Annotated in this window: 20 protein-coding genes; 10 read left to right on the top strand and 10 right to left on the bottom strand. The window is 71.3% G+C overall.

The genetic code is table 11. The features are described from left to right. The 3 genes from OG866_RS28605 to OG866_RS28595 are packed head-to-tail and all read left to right on the top strand — an operon-like array spanning position 1 to position 2,887. Positions 1–1,146, top strand: coding sequence for a glycosyltransferase (locus OG866_RS28605; RefSeq protein ID WP_329339050.1), 1,146 nt, complete (start codon positions 1–3; stop codon positions 1,144–1,146). Beyond that, the gene (locus tag OG866_RS28600; RefSeq protein WP_329339048.1) at positions 1,143–1,799 is read left to right on the top strand and encodes a lipopolysaccharide biosynthesis protein; all 657 of its coding nucleotides are present in this window, start codon (positions 1,143–1,145) and stop codon (positions 1,797–1,799) included. Before OG866_RS28605 ends, OG866_RS28600 begins: the two co-directional genes overlap by 4 nt. Further along, on the top strand, positions 1,796–2,887 hold the full coding sequence (locus OG866_RS28595; protein ID WP_329339047.1) for a GNAT family N-acetyltransferase: 1,092 nt from the start codon (positions 1,796–1,798) through the stop codon (positions 2,885–2,887). Before OG866_RS28600 ends, OG866_RS28595 begins: the two co-directional genes overlap by 4 nt. 30 nt (positions 2,888–2,917) lie before the next feature. Here the strand turns inward: OG866_RS28595 and OG866_RS28590 are convergent, their stop codons facing one another. Next, positions 2,918–4,207 carry a glycoside hydrolase family 26 protein gene (locus tag OG866_RS28590; RefSeq protein WP_329339046.1) on the bottom strand — a complete coding sequence of 430 codons (1,290 nt, stop codon included), beginning with the start codon at positions 4,205–4,207 and terminating at the stop codon, positions 2,918–2,920. Between the two features lie 150 nt (positions 4,208–4,357). On the opposite strand from OG866_RS28590, the gene OG866_RS28585 reads away from it, so the two are divergent. Together OG866_RS28585 and OG866_RS28580 are read left to right on the top strand one after the other, a co-directional pair. Continuing rightward, entirely contained in the window at positions 4,358–5,632 is a 1,275-nt protein-coding gene (locus tag OG866_RS28585) for a carboxylate--amine ligase (protein WP_329339045.1), read from the top strand. Beyond that, the gene (locus OG866_RS28580; protein WP_329339044.1) at positions 5,632–6,879 is read left to right on the top strand and encodes an NAD(P)-binding domain-containing protein; all 1,248 of its coding nucleotides are present in this window, start codon (positions 5,632–5,634) and stop codon (positions 6,877–6,879) included. Before OG866_RS28585 ends, OG866_RS28580 begins: the two co-directional genes overlap by 1 nt. A 122-nt stretch (positions 6,880–7,001) precedes the next feature. On the opposite strand, the gene OG866_RS28575 is transcribed toward OG866_RS28580, so the two are convergent. The 3 genes from OG866_RS28575 to OG866_RS28565 all read right to left on the bottom strand — a co-directional run bounded on the left by OG866_RS28575 (position 7,002) and on the right by OG866_RS28565 (position 8,833). Continuing rightward, complete coding sequence (locus OG866_RS28575) at positions 7,002–7,826, bottom strand: chaplin (protein ID WP_329339042.1); 825 nt, start codon at positions 7,824–7,826, stop codon at positions 7,002–7,004. A 131-nt stretch (positions 7,827–7,957) separates the two neighbouring features. After that, entirely contained in the window at positions 7,958–8,185 is a 228-nt protein-coding gene (gene chpD, locus OG866_RS28570; protein ID WP_329339041.1) for a chaplin ChpD, read from the bottom strand. Positions 8,186–8,431: 246 nt separating this feature from the next. Further along, on the bottom strand, positions 8,432–8,833 hold the full coding sequence (locus OG866_RS28565; protein ID WP_329339039.1) for a rodlin: 402 nt from the start codon (positions 8,831–8,833) through the stop codon (positions 8,432–8,434). 260 nt (positions 8,834–9,093) lie between these two features. Here OG866_RS28565 and OG866_RS28560 point away from each other — a divergent pair, with 260 nt between their 5' ends. The 3 genes from OG866_RS28560 (at position 9,094) to OG866_RS28550 (ending at position 11,152) form a co-directional block, all read left to right on the top strand. Continuing rightward, on the top strand, positions 9,094–9,492 hold the full coding sequence (locus OG866_RS28560; protein ID WP_329339038.1) for a rodlin: 399 nt from the start codon (positions 9,094–9,096) through the stop codon (positions 9,490–9,492). A 103-nt stretch (positions 9,493–9,595) separates the two neighbouring features. Beyond that, positions 9,596–10,621 carry an LCP family protein gene (locus tag OG866_RS28555; protein WP_329339036.1) on the top strand — a complete coding sequence of 342 codons (1,026 nt, stop codon included), beginning with the start codon at positions 9,596–9,598 and terminating at the stop codon, positions 10,619–10,621. A gap of 135 nt (positions 10,622–10,756) precedes the next feature. Further along, complete coding sequence (locus tag OG866_RS28550) at positions 10,757–11,152, top strand: rodlin (RefSeq protein ID WP_059192228.1); 396 nt, start codon at positions 10,757–10,759, stop codon at positions 11,150–11,152. A gap of 65 nt (positions 11,153–11,217) precedes the next feature. On the opposite strand, the gene OG866_RS28545 is transcribed toward OG866_RS28550, so the two are convergent. The 4 genes from OG866_RS28545 to OG866_RS28530 form a co-directional block, all read right to left on the bottom strand. Next, a complete protein-coding gene (locus OG866_RS28545) occupies positions 11,218–13,143 on the bottom strand; it encodes an AMP-dependent synthetase/ligase (RefSeq protein ID WP_329339034.1) in 1,926 nt (641 codons plus the stop codon). Between the two features lie 85 nt (positions 13,144–13,228). Further along, positions 13,229–14,761 (bottom strand): vWA domain-containing protein, encoded by a 1,533-nt coding sequence (locus OG866_RS28540; protein ID WP_329339032.1) that lies wholly within the window; start codon positions 14,759–14,761, stop codon positions 13,229–13,231. 147 nt (positions 14,762–14,908) lie between these two features. Continuing rightward, positions 14,909–15,787: an ABC transporter permease gene (locus OG866_RS28535; RefSeq protein WP_329339031.1), complete on the bottom strand. Its 879-nt coding sequence runs from the start codon at positions 15,785–15,787 to the stop codon at positions 14,909–14,911. Further along, positions 15,784–18,477: an alpha/beta fold hydrolase gene (locus tag OG866_RS28530; protein WP_329339030.1), complete on the bottom strand. Its 2,694-nt coding sequence runs from the start codon at positions 18,475–18,477 to the stop codon at positions 15,784–15,786. Before OG866_RS28530 ends, OG866_RS28535 begins: the two co-directional genes overlap by 4 nt. Before the next feature lie 224 nt (positions 18,478–18,701). Here OG866_RS28530 and OG866_RS28525 point away from each other — a divergent pair, with 224 nt between their 5' ends. Continuing rightward, positions 18,702–20,069 carry a condensation domain-containing protein gene (locus OG866_RS28525; RefSeq protein WP_329339029.1) on the top strand — a complete coding sequence of 456 codons (1,368 nt, stop codon included), beginning with the start codon at positions 18,702–18,704 and terminating at the stop codon, positions 20,067–20,069. 6 nt (positions 20,070–20,075) lie between these two features. Here the strand turns inward: OG866_RS28525 and OG866_RS28520 are convergent, their stop codons facing one another. Further along, positions 20,076–21,473, bottom strand: coding sequence for an APC family permease (locus tag OG866_RS28520; protein WP_329339028.1), 1,398 nt, complete (start codon positions 21,471–21,473; stop codon positions 20,076–20,078). Between the two features lie 286 nt (positions 21,474–21,759). Between OG866_RS28520 and OG866_RS28515 the strand changes: the two genes are divergently transcribed. Further along, a complete protein-coding gene (locus OG866_RS28515) occupies positions 21,760–22,590 on the top strand; it encodes a hypothetical protein (RefSeq protein WP_329339026.1) in 831 nt (276 codons plus the stop codon). Positions 22,591–22,641: 51 nt separating this feature from the next. On the opposite strand, the gene mmsA is transcribed toward OG866_RS28515, so the two are convergent. Then, positions 22,642–24,144 carry a CoA-acylating methylmalonate-semialdehyde dehydrogenase gene (mmsA, locus tag OG866_RS28510; protein WP_329339024.1) on the bottom strand — a complete coding sequence of 501 codons (1,503 nt, stop codon included), beginning with the start codon at positions 24,142–24,144 and terminating at the stop codon, positions 22,642–22,644. Positions 24,145–24,148 lie beyond the last annotated feature (4 nt).

Here is a 24,148-nt window from a genome sequence, read left to right as displayed (position 1 = left end):
GTGAAGGTCCTCCATGTCATCACCGGCCTCGGCGTCGGCGGTGCCGAGCAGCAACTGAGGCTGCTGCTGCGGCACTTGCCGGTCGAGTGCGAGGTCGTCACGCTCACCAACCCGGGCGCGGTGGCCGACGGTCTGATCGCCGACGGGGTGCGGGTGACGCACCTCGGGATGGCCGGCAACCGCGACCTGGCCGCGCTGCCCCGGCTGGTGCGGCTGATCCGCTCCGGCGGCTACGACCTCGTCCACACCCATCTGTACCGGGCCTGCGTCTACGGCCGCCTCGCCGCCCGGCTCGCCGGGGTCCGCGCGGTCGTCGCCACCGAACACTCCCTCGGCGACTCCCAGATGGAGGGCCGCCGCCTCACCGCCGGGGTCCGCGGCCTCTACCTGGCCAGCGAGCGCCTCGGCCGCGCCACGGTCGCCGTCTCCCCCACGGTCGCCCAGCGCCTGAGGAACTGGGGTGTGCCCGCCCCCCGCATCGAGGTCGTCCCCAACGGCATCGACCTGGCCCGCTTCCGTTTCGACCCCCTCCAGCGCCTCCACACCCGCCGCCGCCTCGGCCTGCCCGAGGACGCGTACGTCATCGGCGGCATCGGACGCCTCACGGCGGGCAAGCAGTTCGGCACCCTCATTCACGCGCTCGCCCAACTCCCGGCGCACTGCTGGCTGTTGCTGGTCGGCGGCGGCCCGGACGAGAGCGTCCTGCGGCGCACCGCCCAGGAGGCGGGGGTCGCCGACCGGGTCCTGTTCACCGGCGAACGGCCCTGTGTGCCCGACGGCTCCCCCGGCCCCGACCTGCCCTCCCTCACCTGGGCGATGGACGTGCTCGCCTCGCCCTCACCGGAGGAGGCGTTCGGCCTCGCGGTCGTCGAGGCGCTGGCCTCCGGGCTGCCGGTGCGCTACGCCTCCTGCCCCGCGATCGAGGACCTGCCCCCCGAGGCGGCCACCCTCGCCCGCCAAGTGCGCGGCGGTGCCGACGAGTTCGCCCGCGCCCTCGCCGCGGCCCGCGCCGAGGGGCCGCGTCCGCGCACCGCCCCCGACGCCGCCCTCCACTACTGCATCACCCGCAGCGCCGCCCAGTTGATGGACGTCTACGCGGGCGCGTCCTCGTCGTCACCGTCACCCCAGGGAGTCAGTTCCTCATGACCGAGAACCCCACCGGACCGCGCCGCCCGGCGGCCCTCACCCGCGCCAAGGCGCTCCCGGCCTGGTCGCTGCTCGCGGCCGGCGCCGTCGCCGGCGGTCTGCTCGGCGGCGGGTACGGGCTGGCCAAGGCCCCGTCGTACACGGCCACCAGCTATGTCGTCGTCGTCCCCACCGAGAAGTCCGACCCGGCCTCCGCGCTCGGATTCGCGCAGGCCTACGGGCGGGTCGCCACCCAGCTCGCGGTGCTCGGGGACGCCCAGGTGTGGGCGGGCGTGCCCGTGCGGACGCTCAAGTCCAGTGTGCAGACGGCGACTTCGCCGGACGCCCCGATGGTGGCGATCACGGCGACCTCCGCCCGCCCGGACCTCGCCGCCGACATGGCCAACGCGGTCGCCCGCGCCCTGACCCGGCACGCCGACAACACCGAGTCGACCACCAACGTCGAACTCCAGCAGTTCGCCCGCGCCACCAAGCCCACCGAGCCCTCCTCGGCCTCCCCCGCCCTGACCGGCCTGGTCGGCGCGAGCGCGGGTGGACTCCTTGGCGGCCTGGTACTGCTGGTGCGGCCGCGCCGGACCGCGCAGGAGCAGACCGGCCGTTCGGCCGCCGTACCCGGTCCGGCCGTCGCCGCCGACGCCCACGGCCAGCTGTGACGTACACGACGGAACTCGTCACCGACGACACCGTCTTCGCCGCCCTCGCCCCCGACTGGGCCCGTCTGTACCGCCGTTGCTCCGCCGCGACCCCGTTCCAGAGCCACGCGTGGCTGCACTCCTGGTGGCTCTCCTACGGACGTCGCGGCCGGCTGCGGGTCCTCGTCGTCCGCGACCACGACGACCTGGTGGCCGCCGCACCCCTGATGCGGGTGGGCCGTCCCGTGCCCTCGCTCGTGCCGCTCGGCGGGGCGATCTCCGACTACGGGGACGTCCTGCTGGACGACGAGCGGGGCGAGGAGGCGGTGGCCGCGCTGACCGACGGGCTCGCCCGGGCGGCCCGCACCGCGCTGGTCGACCTGCGCGAGGTGCGCCCGGGCGGCGCCGCCGAGCGGCTGTACGACCACTGGCCGGGCCCCCGGCGCCGGGTCGGCGACTCACTGTGCCTGGAACTGCCCGCCGTCCCCATGGCGGAGCTGGTGGGCCGGCTGCCGTCCGCCAAGGCCCAGCAGCGGGTGCGCGCCAAGCTGCGCAAGCTGACCTCGCTCGGCGTCGAACGGCACGTGGTCGAGCCGGACGAGGTCGACAAGGCGCTGCGCCGGCTGCTGGAACTGCATCAACTCCAGTGGCAGGGCCGCAAGGTGACCAGCGAGCATCTGCGGCCCCGGTTCCGCGACCACCTGGTGCGCTCGGTCGCGCCGATGGTGCGCTCCGGGGACGCGGTGGTCACCGAGTTCCGTCTCGACGACGACGTGGTGGCCGTCGATCTGACGCTGCTGTCGCGGCGCCTGGCGGGCGGCTATCTGTACGGCGCCCATCCGTGCCTGCGGGAACGCAAGGCGGACGTGGCGGTGATGCTGCTGGACGCGTGCACCGGGCACGCGCGCGGCACGCTGAGCCTGCTGCGCGGCAACGAGCCGTACAAGCACCACTGGAAGCCCGAACCGGTCGCCAACCAGCGGCTGCTGCTGGCCCGGCGGCACACCGCCCCGCTGCTGGCGGCGGCACTGTGCGACGTCGCGGCCCGGCGGCACGGCAAGGAGGCGCTGCGCAGATGGCGGGCGCGCGGCGGTGGCGGCGGATCGTGACCGACCCGCCGCCACCGGGGCCCGCGTCCGTCACCGGCTGCGCGACCACCAGTCGAAGCGCATGCACAGCTTCCCGCCGATCCAGTACTCGACCCACTCGCCCAGATCCATCGGCGAACAGTTGGGCGGGGTGGTCGGGGTGGGGTCGGGGGTCGGCTCGGGCGTGGGGTCGACCGGCGTCGGTTCCGGCGTCGGCTCGTCCGGGGTGCGGCCGAAGAGGATCGACCGGTAGACGTCGGACGCCTTCGGGTTGTCCTCGCACTGCCAGACGCCGTGCGGACAGTAGTCCGTCAGCGTGTTGTACAGCGGTTTGTGCTCGTCCATCCACGCGAGCATGCGCCGCATGTACTCGGCGTTGTCTCCGTTGCGGAAGAGTCCCCATTCAGGATAGGAAATTGCCTTGCCGTGGGCTTTGGCGAAATCCACGTGCTCCTGAAGTCCGTAGGGCTCTTTCACCTGCTCGTCGAACGAGAGTCCTTCCGGCTGGTCGTACGAGTCCATGCCGATGACGTCGACCGTGTCGTCGCCCGGATAACACTTCGTCCAGGCGATGGAGTCCCGGCCGCGGCTGGGCGTGAAATCGAAGCGGAATTTCTGGCCCGGCACCGAACGCATGGTGGTGACGATCCTGTTCCAGTACTTCTTCCAGGCCTCCGGGTCCGGCCCGCAGCGATGGGTGTACGTGATGCCGTTCATCTCCCAGCCGAGCACGATCACCGTGTCCGGGACGTCGAGCTCGACCAGACGCTCGGCGAGGCGGCGGAAGTGACCGTCGAACTGCCCCGCCGCGCCCCGGCGCAGCAGCAGCCGCACCTCGGCGTCGGAGACGTGGTCCTCGTTGCGCTCCAGCATGGGGACGTTGAGGACCAGCATCCGGTCGGTCCGCTGGTTGCGCCAGTCCGCCCACACGTTGAGGAAGCCGGGGGCGCCCTCGATGTTGCTCCAGCGGTCGCCGGGCAGATAGGTGTGGCCGACGCGCAGTTGCGCCCCGCCCAGCCAGCGGCTGAGCTCGGCCATGCGGGCCACGCCGCGCGGACCGTAGTCGAGGTAGGCGCCGAACGCCGGCGCCTGCGCGGCCGGCTTGGGCTCGGGATCGATCGCCGGCGCCGGGGTCTCCGGCACCGAGGGCACCGCCGGGACCGCGGGCTCCGTGGGTTCCGTGGGCTCCGTGGGCGACGCGGGTGTGGGAGCGGGCGGATCGGTGGCCCGTACCACCCCCGCGGCGAATCCGGGCCCCGCGGCCAGGGCGGCGGACGCGGCGACTGCCACCGCGACGAACGCCAGCCGACCGGTCCGGGCCTTTCGCTGCTGTGAGTCCATGCCTGCTCCTTTCTCACACTCGCGCTGTGCGGACGGGTGAAACGCGATACCTGACACTCAGTCATACGAATATGAAGTACGCCACCGTGCTTGCGGCTTTCGGGTGGCCCGATCGCCCGCACGGGTGAAACAACCGAAGGAATTGATTCCGTGTCACTGTTCGACATCCGCGTCCCCGCCGTTCTGCTGCGGATCGACCGGAATCCCTTTCACCACGGAACGCTGGGAGCCGTGCGCTCGCTCGGCCGGGCCGGAGTGGAAGTGCATGTGATCGCGGATTCCGCCGGAAGTCCGGTGGCCCGATCGCGTTTTGTACGACAGATCCATCCCCCGCCGCCACCGGGCGCGCCCGCGGCCGACATCGCCGTGGCCCTGCGCCGCGTCGCCGCCCGGATCTCCCGCCCCGCGGTGCTGATCCCGATGGACGACGCGAGCGCGGTCGCGGTGAGCGGGCTGCGCGCGGAGCTGGCGCCCTGCTATCTGCTGCCGGCGACGCCGGGTCCGCTGGCCGAACGGGTCGCCGACAAGGCGGAACTGGCCGCACTGTGCGCATCCATGGACGTGCCGCACCCGCTCACACTGATCCCGGACAGCCCCGCCGACGCCGCGAGCGCCGCCTGGCACCTCGGGCTGCCGGTGGTGGCGAAGTGGAGCCGGCCCTGGCTGCTGCCGGCCGGGAGCGGGCTGCGCAGCACGGTCCTGCTGCGCTCCGCGCACGAGGCGCGGGAGCTGTACCTGCGTTCCGCGGAGGCGGGCAGCCGACTGCTGCTCCAGGCGTTCCTGCCGCCCAGCCCCGACGGCGACCGCTTCTGCCACGGATACGCCGACCGCGCGGGCGCCGTCCGCGGCGGCGGTGCCGGGGTGAAGCTCACGTCCTGGCCGCGCGGCGCGGGGCTGACGGCGGTGGGCCGGTGGACGCCGGACGCGACGGTGCAGGCGCTCGCCGAGCGGATCACTGATGAGCTGGGCTACCGCGGCATCTTCGACCTCGACTTCCGCCACGGCGCCGGGGGCGCTCCGCACCTCCTGGACTTCAACCCGCGCCCCGGCGCCCAGTTCCGGCTGTTCTGCGACACCGCGGGCCTGGACGTCGTACGCGCGCTGCACCTGGACCTGACGCACCGTCCGCTGCCGGACGGGGTGCCGCGGGGCGGGCGGGAGTTCGTGGTGGAGAACTACGCCCCGCTGAGCGCGCTGCGCCCGACGGCCCACGGCCGGGAGCTGGCCTGGTGTGCCCCGGACGACCGGCGGCCCGGCCGGACGATGTGGGGACTGTGGGCCCGGCATGTGTCCCGGCGCGTCCTGGAACGGTTGCGCGGGCTGTGCGCCTCGCCCGTCGACCCGTCACGCGCGCGTGTGGTGCGTCAGGGATCCGCACCGGAGCTGACCGGCCTGTCGGACGACGAGAAAGCGAGCAGCCGCTGATGTACGACCTGCTGGTGGTGGGCGCGGGCCCGTACGGCCTGTCCATCGCGTCCCACGCCGTGGCCGCCGGGCTGCGGGTGGGCGTCTTCGGGCGGCCCATGGCGTCCTGGCGCGACCACATGCCCCGCGGGATGTTCCTGAAGTCAGAACCGTGGGCGTCCAACCTCTCCGACCCCGAGCGCCGCTGGCGCCTGGACGCGTACTGCGCCGAGCAGGGCATGACGGCCCGGCACGGGGAGCCGATCCCGGTGGAGGTGTTCGCCGAGTACGGCCTGTGGTTCGCCCGCAACGCCGGGCCCGCGGTGGACGAACGGCTGGTCACCCGGGTGGTCCGGTGCGCGGGCGGCTTCGAGGCGGTCACCGACGACGGGGCGGTGCTGTCCGCCCGCTCGGTCGCGCTCGCCGTCGGCGTCATGCCGTTCGTGGAGATCCCGACGGCCCTCACCGGCCTGGACACGTCCCTCGTGACGCACAGCAGCCACCACGGCGACCTCGACCGCTTCCGGGACCGGGACGTCACGGTCGTCGGCGGTGGCCAGGCGGCGCTGGAGACCGCCGCGCTGCTCGCCGAACAGGGCACGCGGGTACGGGTGCTGGTCCGCGCCGGTGAGCTGCGCTGGAACGACGTGCCGCCGCCGTGGGAGCGCCCGTGGTGGCGGTCGGCCCGCTCCCCGCACAGCGGCCTGGGCTGCGGCTGGCGCAACTGGTTCTACGCCGAGCGCCCCGGTCTCTTCCGCCGGCTCCCGGAGCCGACGCGGGCGCGGATCGCGGCGACGGCGCTGGGCCCCGCCGGCGCCTGGTGGGTGCGGGACCGGGTGGAGCCGGCCGTGGAGGTGCTGCTGGGCCACGAGGTGGCGGCGGCGCGTGCGGTGCCCGGCGGGCTGCGGCTGGACGTCACCGACGGCACCGGATCCCTGGGCACGCTGGAGACCGAACACGTCGTCGCCGCGACGGGTTTCAAGCCGACGGCCGACCGTCTCGCCCTCCTCTCCGCCGACCTGCGCACGGCCCTGGCGACGGGCGCCGACGGCACCCCGGAGGTCGGCCGGGACTTCGCGTCCCCCTCCCACCCCGGCCTGTTCCTGGCCGGCCTCGCGACCGCCTCCGGCTTCGGCCCGGCGATGCGTTTCGTCCACGGCGCGACCTACACGGCAAACGCCCTGGTACGAGGCGTCCAACGCCACCTGCAAACAACCCCCACCCTGACCCCGCCCCACCGCAGGACACCGGAGACGGCACGACGGTGAGGGGAGGGCGAGGATGAGGGAGCGGCTGAGCGGCTGTGGGGGCGCCGCCTCGGATGCCCGGGGCTGAAGGGCGCGGCGCTCGGGCGTGCGGGTGCCGGACGGGGGGTCCGGCACCCGGTGGGTTACCGGCGGGACGCGGCTCGGCCTCGGCGGTACAGGACGGACCCGGCCGCGATGAGCGCGGCGCTGGCACCGGACGCAGCGAGCAGGGCCTCGCTGCTGCTGCCGGTGTCGGGGAGGTGGGGCGGCGGACCGTGCGGCCCGGGGGGCGTGGGCTGGTCCCCGTGGGTGGGCGGCGTGGGCGTCGGCGTCGGCGTCCACGGGTGGTCGCCACCGTTCGGCGGGGTCGGCGTCGGCGTCGAGGGCGGCGACGGCGTCGGCGTGGGCGTCGGGTGGCCGCCACCGTTCGGCGGGGTGGGCGTGGGCGTGTCCTCCCCGCCGTACGGCGGCGCGGTGTGGTCGTCGCCGTAGCCACCGCTGTCGCAGTCGTTGCCGAACACGGGGTTGAGCCCGCTGATCACGTCCGCGGTGTTCCCGCACGCGTTCACCGGCACGTCGACCGGCACACCGGTGTTGTTGCCGGAGCCCACACCGGGCGAGCCCTCGGTGCGACCGTGTGCCGAGGAGCCGGAGTCGGACTTGCCGTGCCCGGAGCCGTGCCCGGAGCCGGGACCGGAGTCGCCGCCGCCGTACGGTTCGTCGTACGACCCGCCCCGGGGTGAACCCGAGTCGTTGGCGCAGGAGTTGCCGAACGCGGGGTTCAGCAGTGCCACGGCGTCGATCGAGTTGCCGCACGCGTTGACCGGCGCGTCGACGGGGACCTGGACGTTGTTGCCGGACAGGACGCCGGGAGAGTCCTTGGCCGTCCCGCTCGCGTCCGAGTCGGCGAGGGCGGGACTGGTGCCGCACAGGGACAGAATGCTTGTCGCGGCGGCAGCCGCGACCATTCCCCTACTCAGGGTCTGTCGCAATCTCGTTGTCTTCCTGCTTGAAGAAGTGGGAAAAGCCGGCCTTGGACGGCAAGGAAGCAGTCCAAGGCCGGCTGTCACACGGCCGGAGCGGCCGATGCGTTACGACGTCACTTGTTGATGCAGGTGTTGCCGAACGCGGGGTTCAGCAGGCCGATGACGTCGATCGAGTTGCCGCACACGTTGATCGGCACGTGGATCGGGACCTGGACCACGTTGCCCGAGAGAACGCCCGGCGAACCGAAGGCGGCGCCCTCGGCACCCGCGTCGGCGAATGCGGGAGCGGCCATACCCAGAGCCATGATCGCGCCCGCGACGACAGCAGCGGTCTTCTTCATGAGCTATCCCTTCTCTGCGGTCATGCCCCAATGACGTGACCTACAGGCTGTAAACGAGGGATACACAGCCGAAGAAACTACGGAACGTGTGGCGTCTGGTAATTCACTCGAACGCCTTCACAAAATTGACACCAGCCACCCATATGAGGAGAAACGCTTCGTCTGAGTGGCGGAAAAGGCTCGGGCAGCCCGCGGGGAAACAGGCGGCCCGAGCCATTCAGATCCGAGCTCCGTCGAGCCGACGGATCAGTGGTTGCCCGTCCCGTTGCCCGCCAGGAGGGAGATGTCGTCCAGGATGTGCGAGACCGGCTCGTCACCCTTGGCCTGGGTGGAGTTGTCGGCGCACTGCTGGTTCTGCGCGGCCGACAGGACCGGGATGTCCTGGGCCACACCGACGGCGGCGATGATACCGAGGATGGCCTGGGCGTTCGCCTTGGCGGGCAGACCGACACAGAGCTTGTTGGCGGTGCTCTGCACCAGCGTGGCCTGGGGGCTCATGTCGCCCTTGGTGATCGAGTTCCCGAACTTCGAGTGGGCCTCGTTGCCGCTGGCCGAGGTGGTGCCGTCGTTCCCGATGGCCATGGCCGGGGAGGCCGCACCGACGACGGAGGCGGCGACCGCCGCGGCGGCCATTGCCTTCTTCAGCATTTGGGTTTCCTTTCCTGGCGTGCATCACCACGACGCATGCTCTGCTTCCGCATCAACCCGCTGCACGGGGATTGGTTTCGAGGCTTCACTCGATCGGGCCGCGTAGGCACGGCGAATTCACGGAATGGCCCGATGGCCCCCGAAACCGCTCCGCCGACCTCTTTTGTGGGCCATCGGAGTGAATGTCAGGAACCAAGCGGGGCCAGGGGAGTTGACCAGTGCGCTCCGGTGGACGGGGTTTCCTCAGAAGGGACTAGCAAGTGATCAAGAAGGTTCTGGCTTCCGCCGCGGTCGCCGCTTCCGTCGTCGGTGTCGCCTCCCCCGCCATGGCCATCGGGAACGACGGCACCACCTCCGCCAGTGGCAACGGTGCGCACCAGGCGTTCGGCAACTCGGCCACGTACGGCAACATGAGCCCGCAGATGGCCCTCATCCAGGGCTCGCTCAACAAGCCCTGCATCGGTCTGCCGGCCAAGGCGAACCTCCAGGGCATCGTCGGCCTCGCCGCCGTCGGCGTTCTCCAGGACGTGCCGATCCTGTCGGCCCCGCAGAACCAGCAGTGTGTCGAGAACTCCACCCAGGCCAAGGGCGACGAGCCGCTGTCGCACATCCTGGACGACATCTCCGTCCTGGCGGGCAACGGCAAGGGCAACCACTGAGCCGTCCTCAGGGGCTCCGCTCGCTGAGCCCTGGGGCTGCAATCTGAGCCCCCATCAGCGGGCCGCCGGTCTCCCGGCGGCCCGCTGTTTTAGCGTGCGTCGCGTGACGACGAAGAGAACCCTTTCTTCCCTGGCCATCCCCGCACTCGTCCTCGCTGCCGCCTCGACCCTGCTCGGCACCTCCCCCTTCCCCGAGCGGCAGGCTCCCCGCGCCCTGAACATCGTGCTGATGGGCACCGACAGCCGGGACACCATCACCGCCGCCGAGAAGCCCAAGTTCCACGCCGGCGGCATCGCCTGCAACTGCACCGACGTCCTGATGCTGATCCACGTCTCCGCACGCCGGGACCGGGTCAGCGTGGTGAGCATGCCCCGCGACTCCTACGCGGACATCCCGCCGTACCGCGACCAGTCCAGCGGCGAGGAACGCGGGACGCATCCCTCGAAGATCAACGGCGCGTACGCCGAGGGCGGACCCGCGCTCACCATCGCCACGGTCGAGTCGATGACCGGGGTGCGGGTCGACCGGTATCTCCAGGTGGACTTCCGGCGCTTCATCGACACCGTGAACGACGTCGGCGGGGTGCGGGTGTGCACGCCGCGGACGCTGAAGGACTCGGCCACCAAGCTGCATCTCAAGCCGGGCAAGCACCGGCTGACCGGGGGGCGGGCGTTGCAGTACGTGCGCTCCCGGCACGTCGACGGCAGTGCCGACCTCGGACGGATCCAGCGTCAGCAGCGGTTCCTGGTGAACGCCCTGAGCGGGCTCAAGGCGAAGAAGGCGCTGACCGACCCGGTGGGCATGGCGCGCGTGGTGGACACGCTGCTCGGGTCCGGGCAGGTCGAGCAGGGCTTCGACGCGGGCGAGCTGGTGCAGCTGGCGGCGGCGCTGGACAAGGTGCCGGCGCGGGCCATGGAGTTCACGACCGTGCCGATCGCCGGGTTCAACGAGACCAGGCCCGACATCGGCTCGACGCTGGCCTGGGACCGCGAGCGGGCGGACGCGATGTTCGCGAAGCTGCGCGCCGACCGGCCACTGCTGAAGGCCGATGCCGATCCCAAGCCCAAGGACCCGCCCAGCCTGATGGGGTACTCCCCGGTGCGGGGCAGCCGCTTCACCTGCGGGTGAGCGCGCGGCGGGGGCGCCCGGGCGGCCCGCATGCGCGCTGGGCCAATCGGGGCAAAGAGCGCAACCCCGGCCGGGGTCGGGCCGTTGATGATCACGCAGCTCCTCACCGGAGTCCGCTTTTCGAAGGGAATGAACATGAAGAAGCTGTGGGCAACCGCGGCTATCGCCGCCACCGTCGTCGGTGCCGGCTCGCCCGCCATGGCCATCGGTGACGACGGCACCACGTCCGCCAGTGGCAACGGCGCCTCGCAGGAGTTCGGCAACTCGGCGACCTTCGGCGACATGAGCCCGCAGCTCTCGCTGGTCCAGGGTTCGCTGAACAAGCCCTGTGTCGGCCTGCCGGCCAAGCTCAACCTCCAGGGCATCGCCGGCCTCGTCGCCGTCGGTGTGCTCCAGGACGTTCCGATCCTGTCGGCGCCGCAGAACCAGCAGTGTGTCGAGAACTCCACCCAGGCCAAGGGTGACGAGCCGCTGTCGCACATCCTGGACGACATCTCGGCCCTCTCCGGCAACGGCCAGGGCAACGGCTGATCCTCGGATCTTCCGCCACGGCGGGTCACCGGTTCCTCCGGTGGCCCGCCGTTCGGCGTGTGCGGCTACTTCGCCTTGCGGTAGATCGCCTCGATCTCCTCGGCGTACGCCGCGAGGACCGCGTGCCGCTTGACCTTCAGGGACGGTGTGAGCAGGCCGTTGTCCTCGGTGAACTCGCCCTCGACCAGGGTGAAGGCGCGGATGGACTCGGCGCGGGAGACGGCCGCGTTGGCGTGGTCCACCGCCTTCTGGACGGCGGCGCGCAGCGCGGGGTCGGCCACCAGCTCGGACAGCGGGGTGCCGGCGGGGCGTTTGCGGACCGCCAGCCAGTGGGCGACGGCCTCCGGGTCGAGGGTGATCAGGGCGGCGACGAAGGGGCGGTTGTCGCCGACGACGAGGCACTGGCCGACCGGTGAGCGGCTGCGCAGCCGGTCCTCCAGGACGGCCGGGGAGACGTTCTTGCCGCCGGAGGTGACGAGGATGTCCTTCTTGCGGCCGGTGATGGTGAGATAGCCGTCCTCGTCGAGGGAGCCGAGGTCGCCGGTGGCGAACCAGTCGTCGGTGAGAGCGGCGGCGGTGGCGGCCGGGTTGTTCCAGTACGCGCCGAAGACGATGCCGCCCTTGACGAGCACCTCGCCGTCGTCGGCGATGCGCACGGCGGTGCCGGGGACCGGGACGCCGACCGTGCCGGGGCGGGGTGCGAGCGGCGGGACGATGGTGGCGGCGGCGCTGGTCTCGGTCAGGCCGTAGCCCTCGTAGACGATGATCCCGGCCGCGTAGAAGAACAGGTTGAGGTCGCGGTCGAGCGGGGAGCCGCCGCTGATGGCGTAGCGCATACGGCCGCCGAGTTCCTTGCGGACCCGGCGGTAGACCAGGAGGTCGTACAGGGCCCAGGCGGCGTAGAGGCCGGGTCCCGGGCCCTTGCCGCGGCCGAGGAACTTCTCCAGGTGCCGCTCGGCGAAGCGGACGCCGATGCGGTCGGCGCGGTCGAAGGAGGCGGCGCGGCCGAGCTTCTCGGCGGTGGCGCGGCCGGTGTCGTGGATCTTCTCGAAGAGGTACGGGACGCCGACGAGGAAGGTCGGGCGGAACTCCTTGAGCGCGGGCCTGAGTTCGTCGGGCTTGATGCTCGGGCAGTGGCCGATCTCGATGCGGGCCGTCAGACAGGCGATCTGGAGGGTGCGGCCGAGGATGTGGGCGAGCGGGAGGAAGAGGAGCGTCGAGGCGACCTGGCGGGTGACCTCCTTGAAGATGGGGTGGAGCAGCTCGACGGTGTTGGCGGCCTCGGCGTACAGGTTGGCGTGGGTGAGGACGCAGCCCTTGGGTCTGCCGGTGGTGCCGGAGGTGTAGCAGATCGTCGCGACGGTGGCGGGGGTCAGGCTCGTGCGGCGTTTGGTGACCTCCTCGTCGGGGAGGTCACGGCCGAGTTCTTCGAGTTCGGCCAGAGCCTGGGCCTCCAACTGCCAGATGCGCGGCGGGTCCTGGTGGCGGGCGGTGGCGGTCGTCACCGTGTCGGCGTTCTCCGCGGTCTCGGTGACGACGTGGCGGGCGCCCGAGTCGCGGACGATCCACTCCACCTGCTCCGCCGAGGAGGTGGCGTAGATCGGGACGCTCTGGCCGCCGGCCGCCCAGATCGCGAAGTCCAGGACCGTCCACTCGTAGCGGGTGCGGGACATCACCGCGACCCGGCCGCCCGGTTCGAGGCCCGCCGCGATCAACCCCTTGGCCACGGCGGTGACTTCGGAGGCGAACGCGGCGGCCGTGACGGGCTGCCAGGTACTTCCCTGCCTGCGGCGCAGGACCACCGCGTCGGGGGCCTCGGCCGCGTTGGTGTACGGGATGTCGGCGGTGCTGCCGGTCGGGGCGGGCGGCGCGAGGGGCGCGGTGCGGGCCTCGCGGACCGCTCCGTGCTCGTCCCTGACGGTCTCGACCTTGGTGCGGATCGCCAGGTCGGTGCGTTGTCTCGCCCGCTTCAGATCCTTGCGTACGCCCATGACGGCTCCCCGGTCGGCGCTGACTGGGACGTCAACTTACTCGCGCGTAAGGAAAGGTCAATGGGGCGGGCAGGTGCTGGACGTGTTACGAGCGCAGGCGGTGGGCGTCCTCGATCGTGTCGGCCAGTTGTGCCACGTCCTCGTCCTCGGTGCTGTGCGCCAAGTCCCGGGCCTGTTCGCTCAGTTCGGACAGTGAGGGGCAGCCGGGCAGGGAGGTGCGGTCGCCGTCGCCGGCGCGGAGGGTGTCGGCGAAGTAGGCGGCCAGGGTGGTGACCTGGAAGCGGGAACTCGCCCGGTGCACGGAGGAGTTCAGGGCGTCGGTCTCCAACTGGCCCGATTCCTCGTGGGGATCGCGGGTCTTGGGGTCGAGCCAGCGGACGCTCGCCGTCGCGAGGTGGCCGTCGGCGCCCTCCCTGGTGCGGACGGCGTAGAGGGCGGTCACGGTGTGGCCGGGGCCCACCTCGCCGCCGTCGACGCTGTCGTCACGGAAGTCGTCGTCGGCGACCTGGCGGTCGTCGTAGCCGACCAGACGGAACTCCTTGACCGTCTCGGGGTCGAAGGCGACCTGGGCCTTGGCGTCGCGAGCGGTCAGGTCGACGTTCTGCGGGAGCTGCTCGACGAAGACCTTGCGGGCGTCCTCCTCGTCGGAGACGTAGGCGGTGTGGCCGTCGCCCCGGTCGGCGAGCTGTTCCATCAGATCGTCGCCGTAGTCGCTGCCGACGCCGACGCCGAAGAGGGTGATGCCGTGCTCGCGGCGCTCGCCGGAGATGCGTTCGAGGATGGCGTCCGCGTCGGTGTCGCCGGTGTTGGCGAGGGCGTCGGAGATGAGGACGACGCGGTTGGTGGCGCCGTCGCGCAGGCCGTCCTCGGCGGTCTCGTAGCCGGTCTCGACGCCCGCGCCGAGGTTGGTGGAGTCCTGGGGCTCCAGGCTGTCGATGGCGTCGTGGACCTCACCGCGGTTGCCGTCGAGCCGGGTCATCGGCAGAACCTTCTCGGCCTCGTCGCTGAAGGTGACCAGGGCGACCGAGTCGTCGTCGCGGAGCTGGTCCGTCATCGTGTCCAGGGATTCCTTGGCCAGGTCGAGACGGCCGGGCTCGTCCATGGATCCGGAGACGTCGATGACGAAGGTGAGGGCGGCGGGCGGGCGTTCGTCGGAGTCCCCGGCGGTGCGGGTGGCGAGGCCGACACGGACCAGGGACCAGTCGTCCTCGGTGGTGCGGGCGCCGTCGACGGTGACCGTGAAGCCGTTGCCGTCGGGGCGGTCGTAGTCCTGGCGGAAGCTGTTGACGAACTCCTCGGGCCGGACCGTCGAGGGGTCGGGCAGCCGGCCGTCGGCGAGGGTGCGGCGGGCGTAGCCGTAGGAGGCGGTGTCCACGTCGAGGGCGAACGTCGAGAGGTAGTCGGGCGAGGGGGCGGCCTCGCGGGAGTCCTCCTCGGAGCCGTCCGGGGTGCCCTTCTGTTCGCCCTCGGGTGCGGGGGCGTATCCGCCGTTGCGGGAGTCGTCCGATGCCTTGCCGCCGCTGTCGTCCGATCCGCTGCACCCGGTCAGCAGCAGGCCGCTCGCCGCGGTCACCGCGAGCAACGCCGTGCGCAGGCGTCGTATTCGGTAGTGCTCCATCTTCCGTGCCCCCTTGGTCCGTTGACGTCGACTTCTGTGACTGTGACGGGCCAGGGGGCCGGAACGTGCGCTACGGAGCGTTGCGGAAGCGTCTCGAAGAGGGCACGGAGACGAGGCGTCGAGACCGGTAGGTGATCTTCCGTTGACCTAGGAGACCACGTCCTTGCGGGCGAAACCCCTGAAGGCCAGGGCGAACAGCACGAGGGCGTACGTTACCGAGACCGCGGTGCCCTGGATCATGCCGGACCACTCCATGCTGGGCTGTACGGCGTCCGCCCACGCGAACTGCCAGTGCGCGGGCAGGAAGTCGCGCCAGTCGCCGAGGGCGGTGACGGCGTCCAGGACATTGCCGACGATGGTCAGGCCCACCGCGCCGCCGACCGCACCGAGCGGGGCGTCGGTGCGGGTCGACAGCCAGAACGCCAGTCCCGCGGTGACCAGTTGGGACACGAAGATGAACGCCACGACGATCACGAGGCGTCCGGCCGCGGTGCCCGCTGAGAGGGAACCGCCGGTCGGGATCTCCAGCGGGCCCCAGCCGTAGGCGGCCGTGCCGACGGCCACCGCGACGAGTGGCAGCAGGATCATCGCGGCCAGGCTGAGGCCCAGGCCGACGACGAGCTTCGACCAGAGGAGGCGGGCCCGGGGTACGGGGGCCGCGAGCAGGTAGCGCAGGGAGGACCAGCCGGCCTCCGAGGCGACCGTGTCGCCGCAGAACAGGGCCACCGGGATGACCAGCAGGAAGCCCGCCGAGACGAACAGGTTGACGGCGGCGAAGTTGGCGCCGGACGCGGTCGCCGTGTCCATCAGGGACACGGTGTTGTTGCGGCCGCCGGGCTCGCCGCCGATCGCGAACGCGATCAGCAGCACGAACGGGAGTGCGGCGAGGATGCCGAACATCACCATCGTGCGGCGGCGTTTGAGCTGGCGGACCAGTTCTACGCGGAGGGGGAGGGTGTGGCGTGGTTGGTAGCCGGAGGCTGTTTCGGTGAGCGTGTGCGTGCGTGTGCGTGTGCGTGTGCTCATGCGGAGCCTCCGATCAGGGTGAGGAAGGCGTCCTCCAGGCGGCGGTGGGGGGTTAGGGAGACGACCGGTACCTCCAGGCGGACCAGGTCTACGAGTAGGGATGCGGCGTTCGAGCGTTCGGCTGCGGGTTCGTTGGGGCTGGTCGCGCAGTTCCCCGCGCCCCTGAGCGGCGTCGATGCCAGCCGCACCAAGAGGGCGCCGTCCGTCCGGGTTGCCGACTCGACTTGCGGTAGGGCCGCCACCTTCTCCACCAGTGGTTCGTCGATGTCGGCCGCCAGGCCCACCAGGAGCGTGTCGCCCGCGCCGATGATCTCGCTCACCGGGCCCGCCTGGACCAAGCGGCCTCGGTCCATCACCACCAGGTGGGTGCAGGTCTGTTCGACCTCTGCCAGGAGGTGGCTGGAGACGATGACCGTGCGGCCGGCGGCGGCGTAGCGGATCATCACCTCGCGCATCTCACGGATCTGGGGCGGGTCGAGGCCGTTGGTCGGTTCGTCGAGGATGAGGAGGTCAGGGAGGCCGAGCATGGCCTGGGCGATGGCCAGGCGCTGGCGCATGCCCTGGGAGTAGGTGCGGACCGCGCGGGCGAGCGCGTCGCCGAGGCCGGCGATCTCCAGCGCCTCGTCCAGATGGGCGTCCTCGGACGGGCGGCCGGTCGCCGCCCAGTACAGCTCCAGGTTCTCCCGGCCGGAGAGGTGCGGCAGGAAGCCCGCGCCCTCGACGAAGGCGCCGACCCGGGAGAGGACGGGGGCGCCCGGGCGGATGGCGTGGCCGAAGACGCGGATCTCGCCGCCGTCCGGCTTGATCAGGCCCATCAGCATGCGCAGAGACGTGGTCTTGCCGGCGCCGTTCGGGCCGAGGAGGCCCAGGACCTGGCCCTTTTCGACGCGGATGGAGAGGTCGCGGACGCTGTAGCGGTCGCTGCCCGGGTACTTCTTGCTCAGGTCCGTGATCTGGAGCGGGACTTCGGCCAGCTCCGGGTCCGGGGCGGGCGTCGCGGTGCGGCGGCGGGCGGTCAGGAGGAGGACGAGGGCGACGATCGCGCCCGCGAGCGGCAGCCACCACACCCAGGAGGGCAGCGGGGCGGCGGCGGTCCGTACGCCGGGGGCGGTCGGGACCATCAGGTCGCCCTTCAGGGAGACGGTGTACGTCGCCGGAGCCGCCGGTGAGGCGTAGCCGAGGTCCGTGGAGGCGAGGACCAGGCGCAGGCGGTGGCCCTTCTCGATGTGGTGGTCGATCGCCGGGAGGGTGACCGTGACGTCCTTGCCGGACTTGGCGTCCGTGACGCGCAGGGGGGTCACCAGCTGGGACGGCAGCACCTGCTGGGTGCCGTCGGCGCCGACGTCGTACAGCTTGGCGAACAGGACGGCGTCCTCGGACGTGGACGTGACGTGGACCGTGGCCGTCGGGGCGCCGGTGATGCGGAGGTCGTCGGTGACGGGCGCGGAGTCGAACCGGGCGTACTGGCCCGGGAAGTCGAGGGAGACGCCGACGCCGAGGGAGGAGAGCTGGGAGAGGCCGCCCGCGCCGCCGAGGCCGGGGAGGGCGGAGACGCCGGGCGGGTTGGCGCCGGCCGGGTTGGTGACCTGCTGTTCCTCGCGGCCGGTCAGGGCGATCTCGCGGTCGCCGCTGTGCAGGCCGGGGTAGGTCTCGGCGCTGGCGCCGCGCAGCTGGGCGGCGCCGTCGGTGGAGTCGACGCCGCCGGTGCGGGTGACGCGGAAGGCGGGACCGGTGTCGACGCCGGTGTCCTTCTTTAGGTAGCGGTCGAACCAGGACTCGACGCGGGCCTGGACGCGGCTCGTCTCCATGTCGCCGCCGTCGTGGCCGCCGGCGATCCAGTCGACGTCCACGGGCGCGCCGTTGGCCTTGATCGCCTTCGCGGCGGCGTCGGACTGGTCCAGGGTGAAGAGGGAGTCGGTCTGGCCCTGGAGGAGGAGGGTGGGGACCTTGATCTGGTCGCCGACCGCGGAGGGGGAGCGTTCTTCCAGGATCCGCTCGGCCTGGGCGTCCGGGACGCCGGACTCCGCGACGCGGTCGTACATCGCGCAGAGCTGCGGTTCGAACTTGTCGCAGCCGCCGCCGGTGTTCACGAAGATGCCGGCCCAGAGCTTCTTGAAGACGCCGTTCGGGAAGAGGGCGTCCGAGAGGTTCCAGTAGGTGATCGCGGGGGCGATGGCGTCGACGCGGTCGTCGTGGCCCGCGGTGAGGAGGGCGATGGCTCCGCCGTAGGAGCCGCCGGCCATGCCCACGCGCGGGTCGCCCGTCTTGTCGAGCTGGACCTGGGGCTGCTTCGCCAGCCAGTCGATCAGCTTCGAGACGTCGGCGACCTCGGCGTCGGGGTCGTTGAGGCCCACCTTGCCCGTCGACTTGCCGAAGCCTCTCGCCGACCAGGTGAGGACCGCGTAGCCGTCCCGGGCGAGGTCCTCGGCCTGTTGGCGTACGTCGTCCTTGGAGCCGCCGAAGCCATGGCCGAGGAGGACGGCGGGGCGGCGTCCCGAGCCCGACGTGAAGTACGAGGTGTCTATGCGGACGCCGTTCACCGCCATGACCTGGTCGGTCGCGCGTACCGGGGAGGGGTCGTCGTCGGCGACCGCCGTCCAGGTACCGGCTCCCGCGAGTACGACGACGGCGGCCCCGGCGGCCAGCAGTCGCCGGGGCCGCCGCAGCAGCCCTCGCAGTTGAAGATCCATGCTTCAACGGTACGGGCTGAAGCTGTCGGGGAGTTATCGACCTCAGACCGAACCGGCCGACCTCCTACGGGTGTACGCCTGTCCTCGCGTGTACCGCGCTCGAAGTACGAGGAACAGTGTTCGAGGGACCACCCGATGCATTGAAAAGCCGGGAAAGTGAGCGTGTCCGCGGCAAGCGCCGTCTTCGCTTGAGGGTCCGCCCCTTTGCGAATGGAGACGCCCTCGTGCGTATCACCGACATCCAGCGCTGTGAGATCCGGCCCGGACGGCTCGTCGAGTGGACGCTCAGTCCGGCGACCGTGGCGGCGGCGCGGGGGCTGCCGGAGGACACCCGGCCACCGGCGTACATCCAGGAGTCGCACATCAGGACCGCCCGGACGGTGCGCGAGGACGGTCTCTTCGTCCCGACCTGGCTCGGTGCCGCCTTCGACCTCCCGGGACCGGTCGACCTCGACGCCCTGGAGGGCGCCCTGCGCGCGTGGACCCTGCGGCACGAGACGCTGCGCAGCGGGTTCCGGACCGACGGGGACGCGCTGCGGCGGTTCACGCTGGACGCGCGGGACGTGTCGCTGCGCCGGGAGGACGCCGGGGAGTTCACGGACGCGACCGCGCTGGTCCGGCATCTCCAGGACCGCTTCGACGTCACCGCGGACGCGCTGCGCTGGCCGAACCTGATGTACGCGGCGGTCGTACGGGACGACTCGACGAGTGTGTACATGGCGTTCGACCACAGCAACGTCGACGCGTACTCGATCTACCGGATCCCCTCGGAGATCCATGAGCTGTACGCGGGCGGGGGCGTGGCCGACGGGGCGCCGGTGAGCAGTTACATCGACTTCTGCCGGATCGAGCGGGCCGACGCGGACCGGATCGACGCGGACCACGAGGCCGTGGGGCGCTGGCGGGAGTTCATCCGGCGGTGCGACGGGACGCTGCCGACGTTTCCCCTGGACCTGGGGGTGGAGCCGGGTGGTCCGCTGCCCGAGCAGAAGATGATGTGCGAGATGCTCGTGGGTCCCGAGGAGGCGGCCGCCTTCGAGGCGTACTGCCGGCCGTACGGCGGGAGCCTGGTCGGGGTGCTCGCGGCCACCGCGCTGATCGCGGGGGAGATCGGGGGCGCCTCCGTCTACCGGACGGTGGTGCCCTTCCACACCCGGGTGAAGTCCACCTGGTCCGACTCCTTGGGGTGGTACGTCGGCGGGGCACCGATCGAGGTGCCGGTGCCCGCCGACTTCCGGAGCGCCCTGCCGGCCGTACGCGCGCATCTGCACGCCGCCCGGCCGCTGTCCCGGATGCCGCTCGCCCGGATGCTGCGTCTGCTGGGCGCGGACTTCCGGCCCACCTCGCCCGACCTGTACTCCATCGTGTCGTTCACCGACGCGCGCGCCCTGCCGGGGGCCGAGCGGTGGGACGCGCTGTCGGCGTACGGGCTGATCCGGGTGTCGTACGGGGACCAGGTGTGCGTGTGGCTGAACCGGCTGCACGACGGGGTGTGGTTCGCCTGCCGGTACCCGGACACGGACGTCGCCTACAAGAACATGCGGCTGTACGTGGAGAGGCTGCGGGCGTTGATGGTGTCGGTCGGCCGGTGACGACTCCTAGGCGAGTTCGTCCTCGGGGATCTCCACCAGCCAGCGGGTATCCCTGCGCGGGCGCAGGTAGAAGGCCCAGTAGAGCGTCGCCGCCGCCGTGATGCCGCCCGTCCACAGGAGGTACTGCGTCTCCTGCCGGCTCAGGATGTACGCCAGGACTCCGATCAGCAGGACCGGCATCGCGGGCCACAGGGGCATCCGCCAGGCCGGCGTGTGCCGGTGGGTGCCCCTGCGGGCCAGGAGGGCCGCCACCGCCACCAGCAGGTACATGCCGGTCACCGAGACGCCGGTGACGCCGTACAGGGTGTCCAGGTTGACGAAGCACAGGGCCGCGCCGGGGATGCCGACGGCGAGGGTGGCGACCCACGGGGAGCCGAAGCGGCCGAGCTTGGAGAAGACGTTGTTGACCGGCTGGGGCCAGGCCTTGTCGCGGGCCGAGGCGAACAGGACACGGGAGTTCTGGATGACCATGACGATGCCCGCGTTGATGATCGCGAGGGCGACGCAGAGGCTGACGAAGGTGCCGACCGCCGAGTTGGACCAGGCCGTGACCATCGCGCTGATGTCACCGCCGGTCAGTTCCGACAGGTCGCTCGCGCCCATCGTGATCGCCACCACCGGGACCAGGATGATCACCGAGGAGATCGCGAGGGTGGCCAGGACCGTGCGGGCGACGTTGCGGCGCGGGTTCTCCAGTTCCTCGGAGAGGTAGACGGCCGTGGAGAAACCCTGGGTGACGAACAGGGCGATCGCCAGGCCGGAGACCACCAGCATGCCCGTCACCGTGTCCGTGCCGCCGTTCGGCCCCGCCACCTGCATCGACACCAGGCTGTCGGCGCCGCGCTCGGCGTGGGCGAAGCCCAGCACCGCGACGACCGCCGCCGCGATGACCTCCAGGACCAGGAAGACGCCGGTGATCCAGGCGTTGGCGCGCAGGTCGAGGAGGCCGGCGAGGGTGGCCAGGAGCATCACGCCGGCGCCCGCGAGGGACGGGTCCAGGTGGATCACGGGGGCCAGGTAGTCGGCCGTGCCCATCGCGATCACCGGCGGCACGATCATCACGACCAGCAGCGACAGGACGAAGACGAGCCAGCCCGCGAGGCGGCCCGCCATCGTCGAGACCATCGCGTACTCGCCGCCCGCGCTCGGGATGAGGGTGCCGAGCTCGGAATAGCAGAACGCCACGGCGATACAGAGCAGGGAGCCGATCGCGATGGTGAGGGCGGTCGCGGTGCCGAGGGAGCCGAAGAGGTCGGGGACGACCACGAAGAGCGTGGAGGCGGGGGTGACGCACGAGAGGGTGAGGAGGGTGCCGCCGACGACGCCGATGGAACGCTTGAGCTTCCGGGGGCTGTCCGAGGCCTCCGGAGCGATGGTCGCGGGCGGGCGGAGCGTGTCGGTCATGCGGCGGTTCCGATCGACTCGTGCAGCAGATTGCGCTGCATGGAATCCCGACGGAAACCATTACGTCAATGGGTTCCTTTGTGCGGAATCCGTAGATCAGGACGGTGTCTGATCACGCATTCAGCGAATTAAGGCCGGGGATTCCGTTTCCTTGCCGGGTGCGGGAACCGCAGCGAAGGGGGCGAAAAAACTGCCGACGTCCGGCATACGGACGTGTCAGTGTGTCCCGCTAGAGTTTTCGTTCACAGAACACACAGACGTAAGACACAGCTATGGGTGGGGCCAGATGAAGCTGAAGCACACCGCTGCCTGGGTGGGGTTCACGGCGGCGGCATTGGTGGCGACGTCGGCGTGCGGCGCGGACTCCGTCAAGCAGGCGGCCGAGGCGGTCGACAAGACCGACGCGATCATGGCGGCGCTCAGCCGTGCCACCGACCGGACCGAGAAGCTCGGGTCGGCCGAGGTGAAGATGACGACCGACCTGGGCACCGGCACGCCGATCGCCATGGACGGGACGTACTCGTGGGGCGACGGCCTGGCGTACGACGTCGAGATGGACACCGCCGCCTCGCAGATGCAGTCGGTGCAGGACGACCCGACGATCCGCGCCCTGTTCGTCGGCGGCGTCTACTACTACGACGTCGACCCGCAGGTTTCGGGGCCGCTCAAGGGCAAGGAGTGGATGTCCGTCAACGCCTCCGCCCTGGTCGGGGAGAGCGGTATGGCGTCGTTGAGCAACGGCGGGGGCTCCAACCCGGCCGAGTCCCTGAAGAGCCTCAGGTACGCGAAGGATGTCGACGATCTCGGCACGGAGAGCGTGAACGGCCAGAAGGCGACCCACTACCGGGCCGTGATCGACGCCTCGCGCGTAGGCGTGCTCCAGAACGCGAACGAAGAGGGCTCGCTGCTGAACGACATGACCGGCAGCATCAGCTCCATCACCATGGACGTCTGGCTGGGCGAGAAGGATCTGCCCGTCCGGCTGAAACAGGACATGGGCAAGGTCAAGGTCACCATGGACTTCAACGAGTTCGGAGCCACGGCCACGATCAAGGCCCCGCCGGCCGCGCAGACCGCCGACATGACCCAGATGCTCAAGGACAGTCAGCAGTCATAGGCATGACTGAGCCCGGGCACCCCGAAAAGGGTGCCCGGGCTCAGTGCCCACTCAGTGGTTGCGCGGGAAGCCCAGGTCCACGCCCGCCGGGGCGTCGGCCGGGTCCGGCCAGCGGGTCGTGACGACCTTGCCGCGGGTGTAGAAGTGGGTGCCGTCGTTGCCGTAGATGTGGTGGTCGCCGAAGAGCGAGTCCTTCCAGCCACCGAAGCTGTGGTAGCCGACGGGGACCGGGATCGGGACGTTCACGCCGACCATGCCGGCCTCGACCTCCAGCTGGAAGCGGCGGGCGGCGCCGCCGTCCCGGGTGAAGATCGCGGTGCCGTTGCCGAAGGGCGAGGCGTTGATCAGCGCCAGACCCTCCTCGTACGTGTCCACGCGCAGGACGGTCAGGACGGGGCCGAAGATCTCGTCCTGGTACGCCTTCGCGGTGGTCGGCACCTTGTCGAGGAGCGAGATGCCGATCCAGTGGCCGTCCTCGAAGCCCTCGACCGTGTAGCCGGAGCCGTCCAGGACGACCTCGCAGCCCTCGGCTGCCGCACCCGTGACGTAGGACGCCACCTTGTCGCGGTGGACCTTGGTGATGAGCGGGCCCATCTCCGAGGTCGGGTCGTTGCCGGGGCCGATCTTGATCTTCTCGGCGCGCTCACGGATCTTGTCCACCAGCTCGTCACCGATGGAGCCGACGGCGACGACGGCCGAGATGGCCATACAGCGCTCGCCCGCGGAGCCGTACGCCGCCGAGACGGCCGCGTCCGCCGCCGCGTCGAGGTCGGCGTCCGGGAGGACCAGCATGTGGTTCTTGGCGCCGCCGAGGGCCTGGACGCGCTTGCCGTTCGCCGAGGCCGTGGTGTGGATGTAGCGGGCGATCGGGGTCGAGCCGACGAAGGAGACGGCCTTGACGTCCGGGTGCTCCAGGAGGCGGTCGACGGCCACCTTGTCGCCGTGGACGACGTTGAAGACGCCGTCGGGCAGACCGGCCTCGGCCAGCAGCTCGGCGATCTTCAGGGAGGCCGACGGGTCCTTCTCGGACGGCTTCAGCACGAAGGTGTTGCCGGTCGCGATGGCGATCGGGAACATCCACATCGGGACCATCGCCGGGAAGTTGAACGGCGTGATGCCGGCGACGACACCGAGCGGCTGGCGGATCGAGGCGACGTCCACACGGCTGGCGACCTCGGTCGACAGCTCGCCCTTCAGCTGCACGGTGATCCCGCACGCCAGGTCGACGATCTCCAGGCCGCGCGCGACCTCGCCCAGCGCGTCGCTGTGCACCTTGCCGTGCTCGGCGGTGATCAGCTCGGCGATGGCGTCCCGGTTCGCCTCCAGCAGCGCCCGGAACTTGAACAGGATGGTCGTCCGCTTGGCCAGGGACGAGGTGCCCCAGGTCTGGAACGCGTCCTTGGCGGCGGCGACGGCGGAGTCGACCTCGTCGACCGAGGCGAACGCGACCTTGGTGGTGACCGCGCCGGTCGCAGGGTCGGTGACCGGCCCGTAGTTGCCCGACGCGCCTTCGACGGTCTTGCCGCCGATCCAGTGGTTGACGATCTTCGTCATGCCC

This window comes from Streptomyces sp. NBC_00663 (assembly GCF_036226885.1).
In the GTDB taxonomy this organism is placed as follows: domain Bacteria; phylum Actinomycetota; class Actinomycetes; order Streptomycetales; family Streptomycetaceae; genus Streptomyces.
The sequence above is the reverse complement of the archived record's forward strand: the minus strand, read 5'-3'. Positions and strand labels throughout refer to the sequence as shown.

What these genes read in the sequence shown, in the direction of transcription:
- OG866_RS28600 (WP_329339048.1), top strand. Translation starts at nt 1,143, where the DNA reads ATGACCGAGAACCCCACCGGACCGCGCCGCCCGGCGGCCCTCACCCGC.
- OG866_RS28590 (WP_329339046.1), bottom strand. Translation starts at nt 4,207, where the DNA reads ATGGACTCACAGCAGCGAAAGGCCCGGACCGGTCGGCTGGCGTTCGTC.
- OG866_RS28580 (WP_329339044.1), top strand. Translation starts at nt 5,632, where the DNA reads ATGTACGACCTGCTGGTGGTGGGCGCGGGCCCGTACGGCCTGTCCATC.
- OG866_RS28575 (WP_329339042.1), bottom strand. Translation starts at nt 7,826, where the DNA reads ATGGTCGCGGCTGCCGCCGCGACAAGCATTCTGTCCCTGTGCGGCACC.
- chpD (WP_329339041.1), bottom strand. Translation starts at nt 8,185, where the DNA reads ATGAAGAAGACCGCTGCTGTCGTCGCGGGCGCGATCATGGCTCTGGGT.
- OG866_RS28565 (WP_329339039.1), bottom strand. Translation starts at nt 8,833, where the DNA reads ATGCTGAAGAAGGCAATGGCCGCCGCGGCGGTCGCCGCCTCCGTCGTC.
- OG866_RS28550 (WP_059192228.1), top strand. Translation starts at nt 10,757, where the DNA reads ATGAAGAAGCTGTGGGCAACCGCGGCTATCGCCGCCACCGTCGTCGGT.
- OG866_RS28545 (WP_329339034.1), bottom strand. Translation starts at nt 13,143, where the DNA reads ATGGGCGTACGCAAGGATCTGAAGCGGGCGAGACAACGCACCGACCTG.
- OG866_RS28540 (WP_329339032.1), bottom strand. Translation starts at nt 14,761, where the DNA reads ATGGAGCACTACCGAATACGACGCCTGCGCACGGCGTTGCTCGCGGTG.
- OG866_RS28535 (WP_329339031.1), bottom strand. Translation starts at nt 15,787, where the DNA reads ATGAGCACACGCACACGCACACGCACGCACACGCTCACCGAAACAGCC.
- OG866_RS28530 (WP_329339030.1), bottom strand. Translation starts at nt 18,477, where the DNA reads ATGGATCTTCAACTGCGAGGGCTGCTGCGGCGGCCCCGGCGACTGCTG.
- OG866_RS28520 (WP_329339028.1), bottom strand. Translation starts at nt 21,473, where the DNA reads ATGACCGACACGCTCCGCCCGCCCGCGACCATCGCTCCGGAGGCCTCG.
- OG866_RS28515 (WP_329339026.1), top strand. Translation starts at nt 21,760, where the DNA reads ATGAAGCTGAAGCACACCGCTGCCTGGGTGGGGTTCACGGCGGCGGCA.
- mmsA (WP_329339024.1), bottom strand. Translation starts at nt 24,144, where the DNA reads ATGACGAAGATCGTCAACCACTGGATCGGCGGCAAGACCGTCGAAGGC.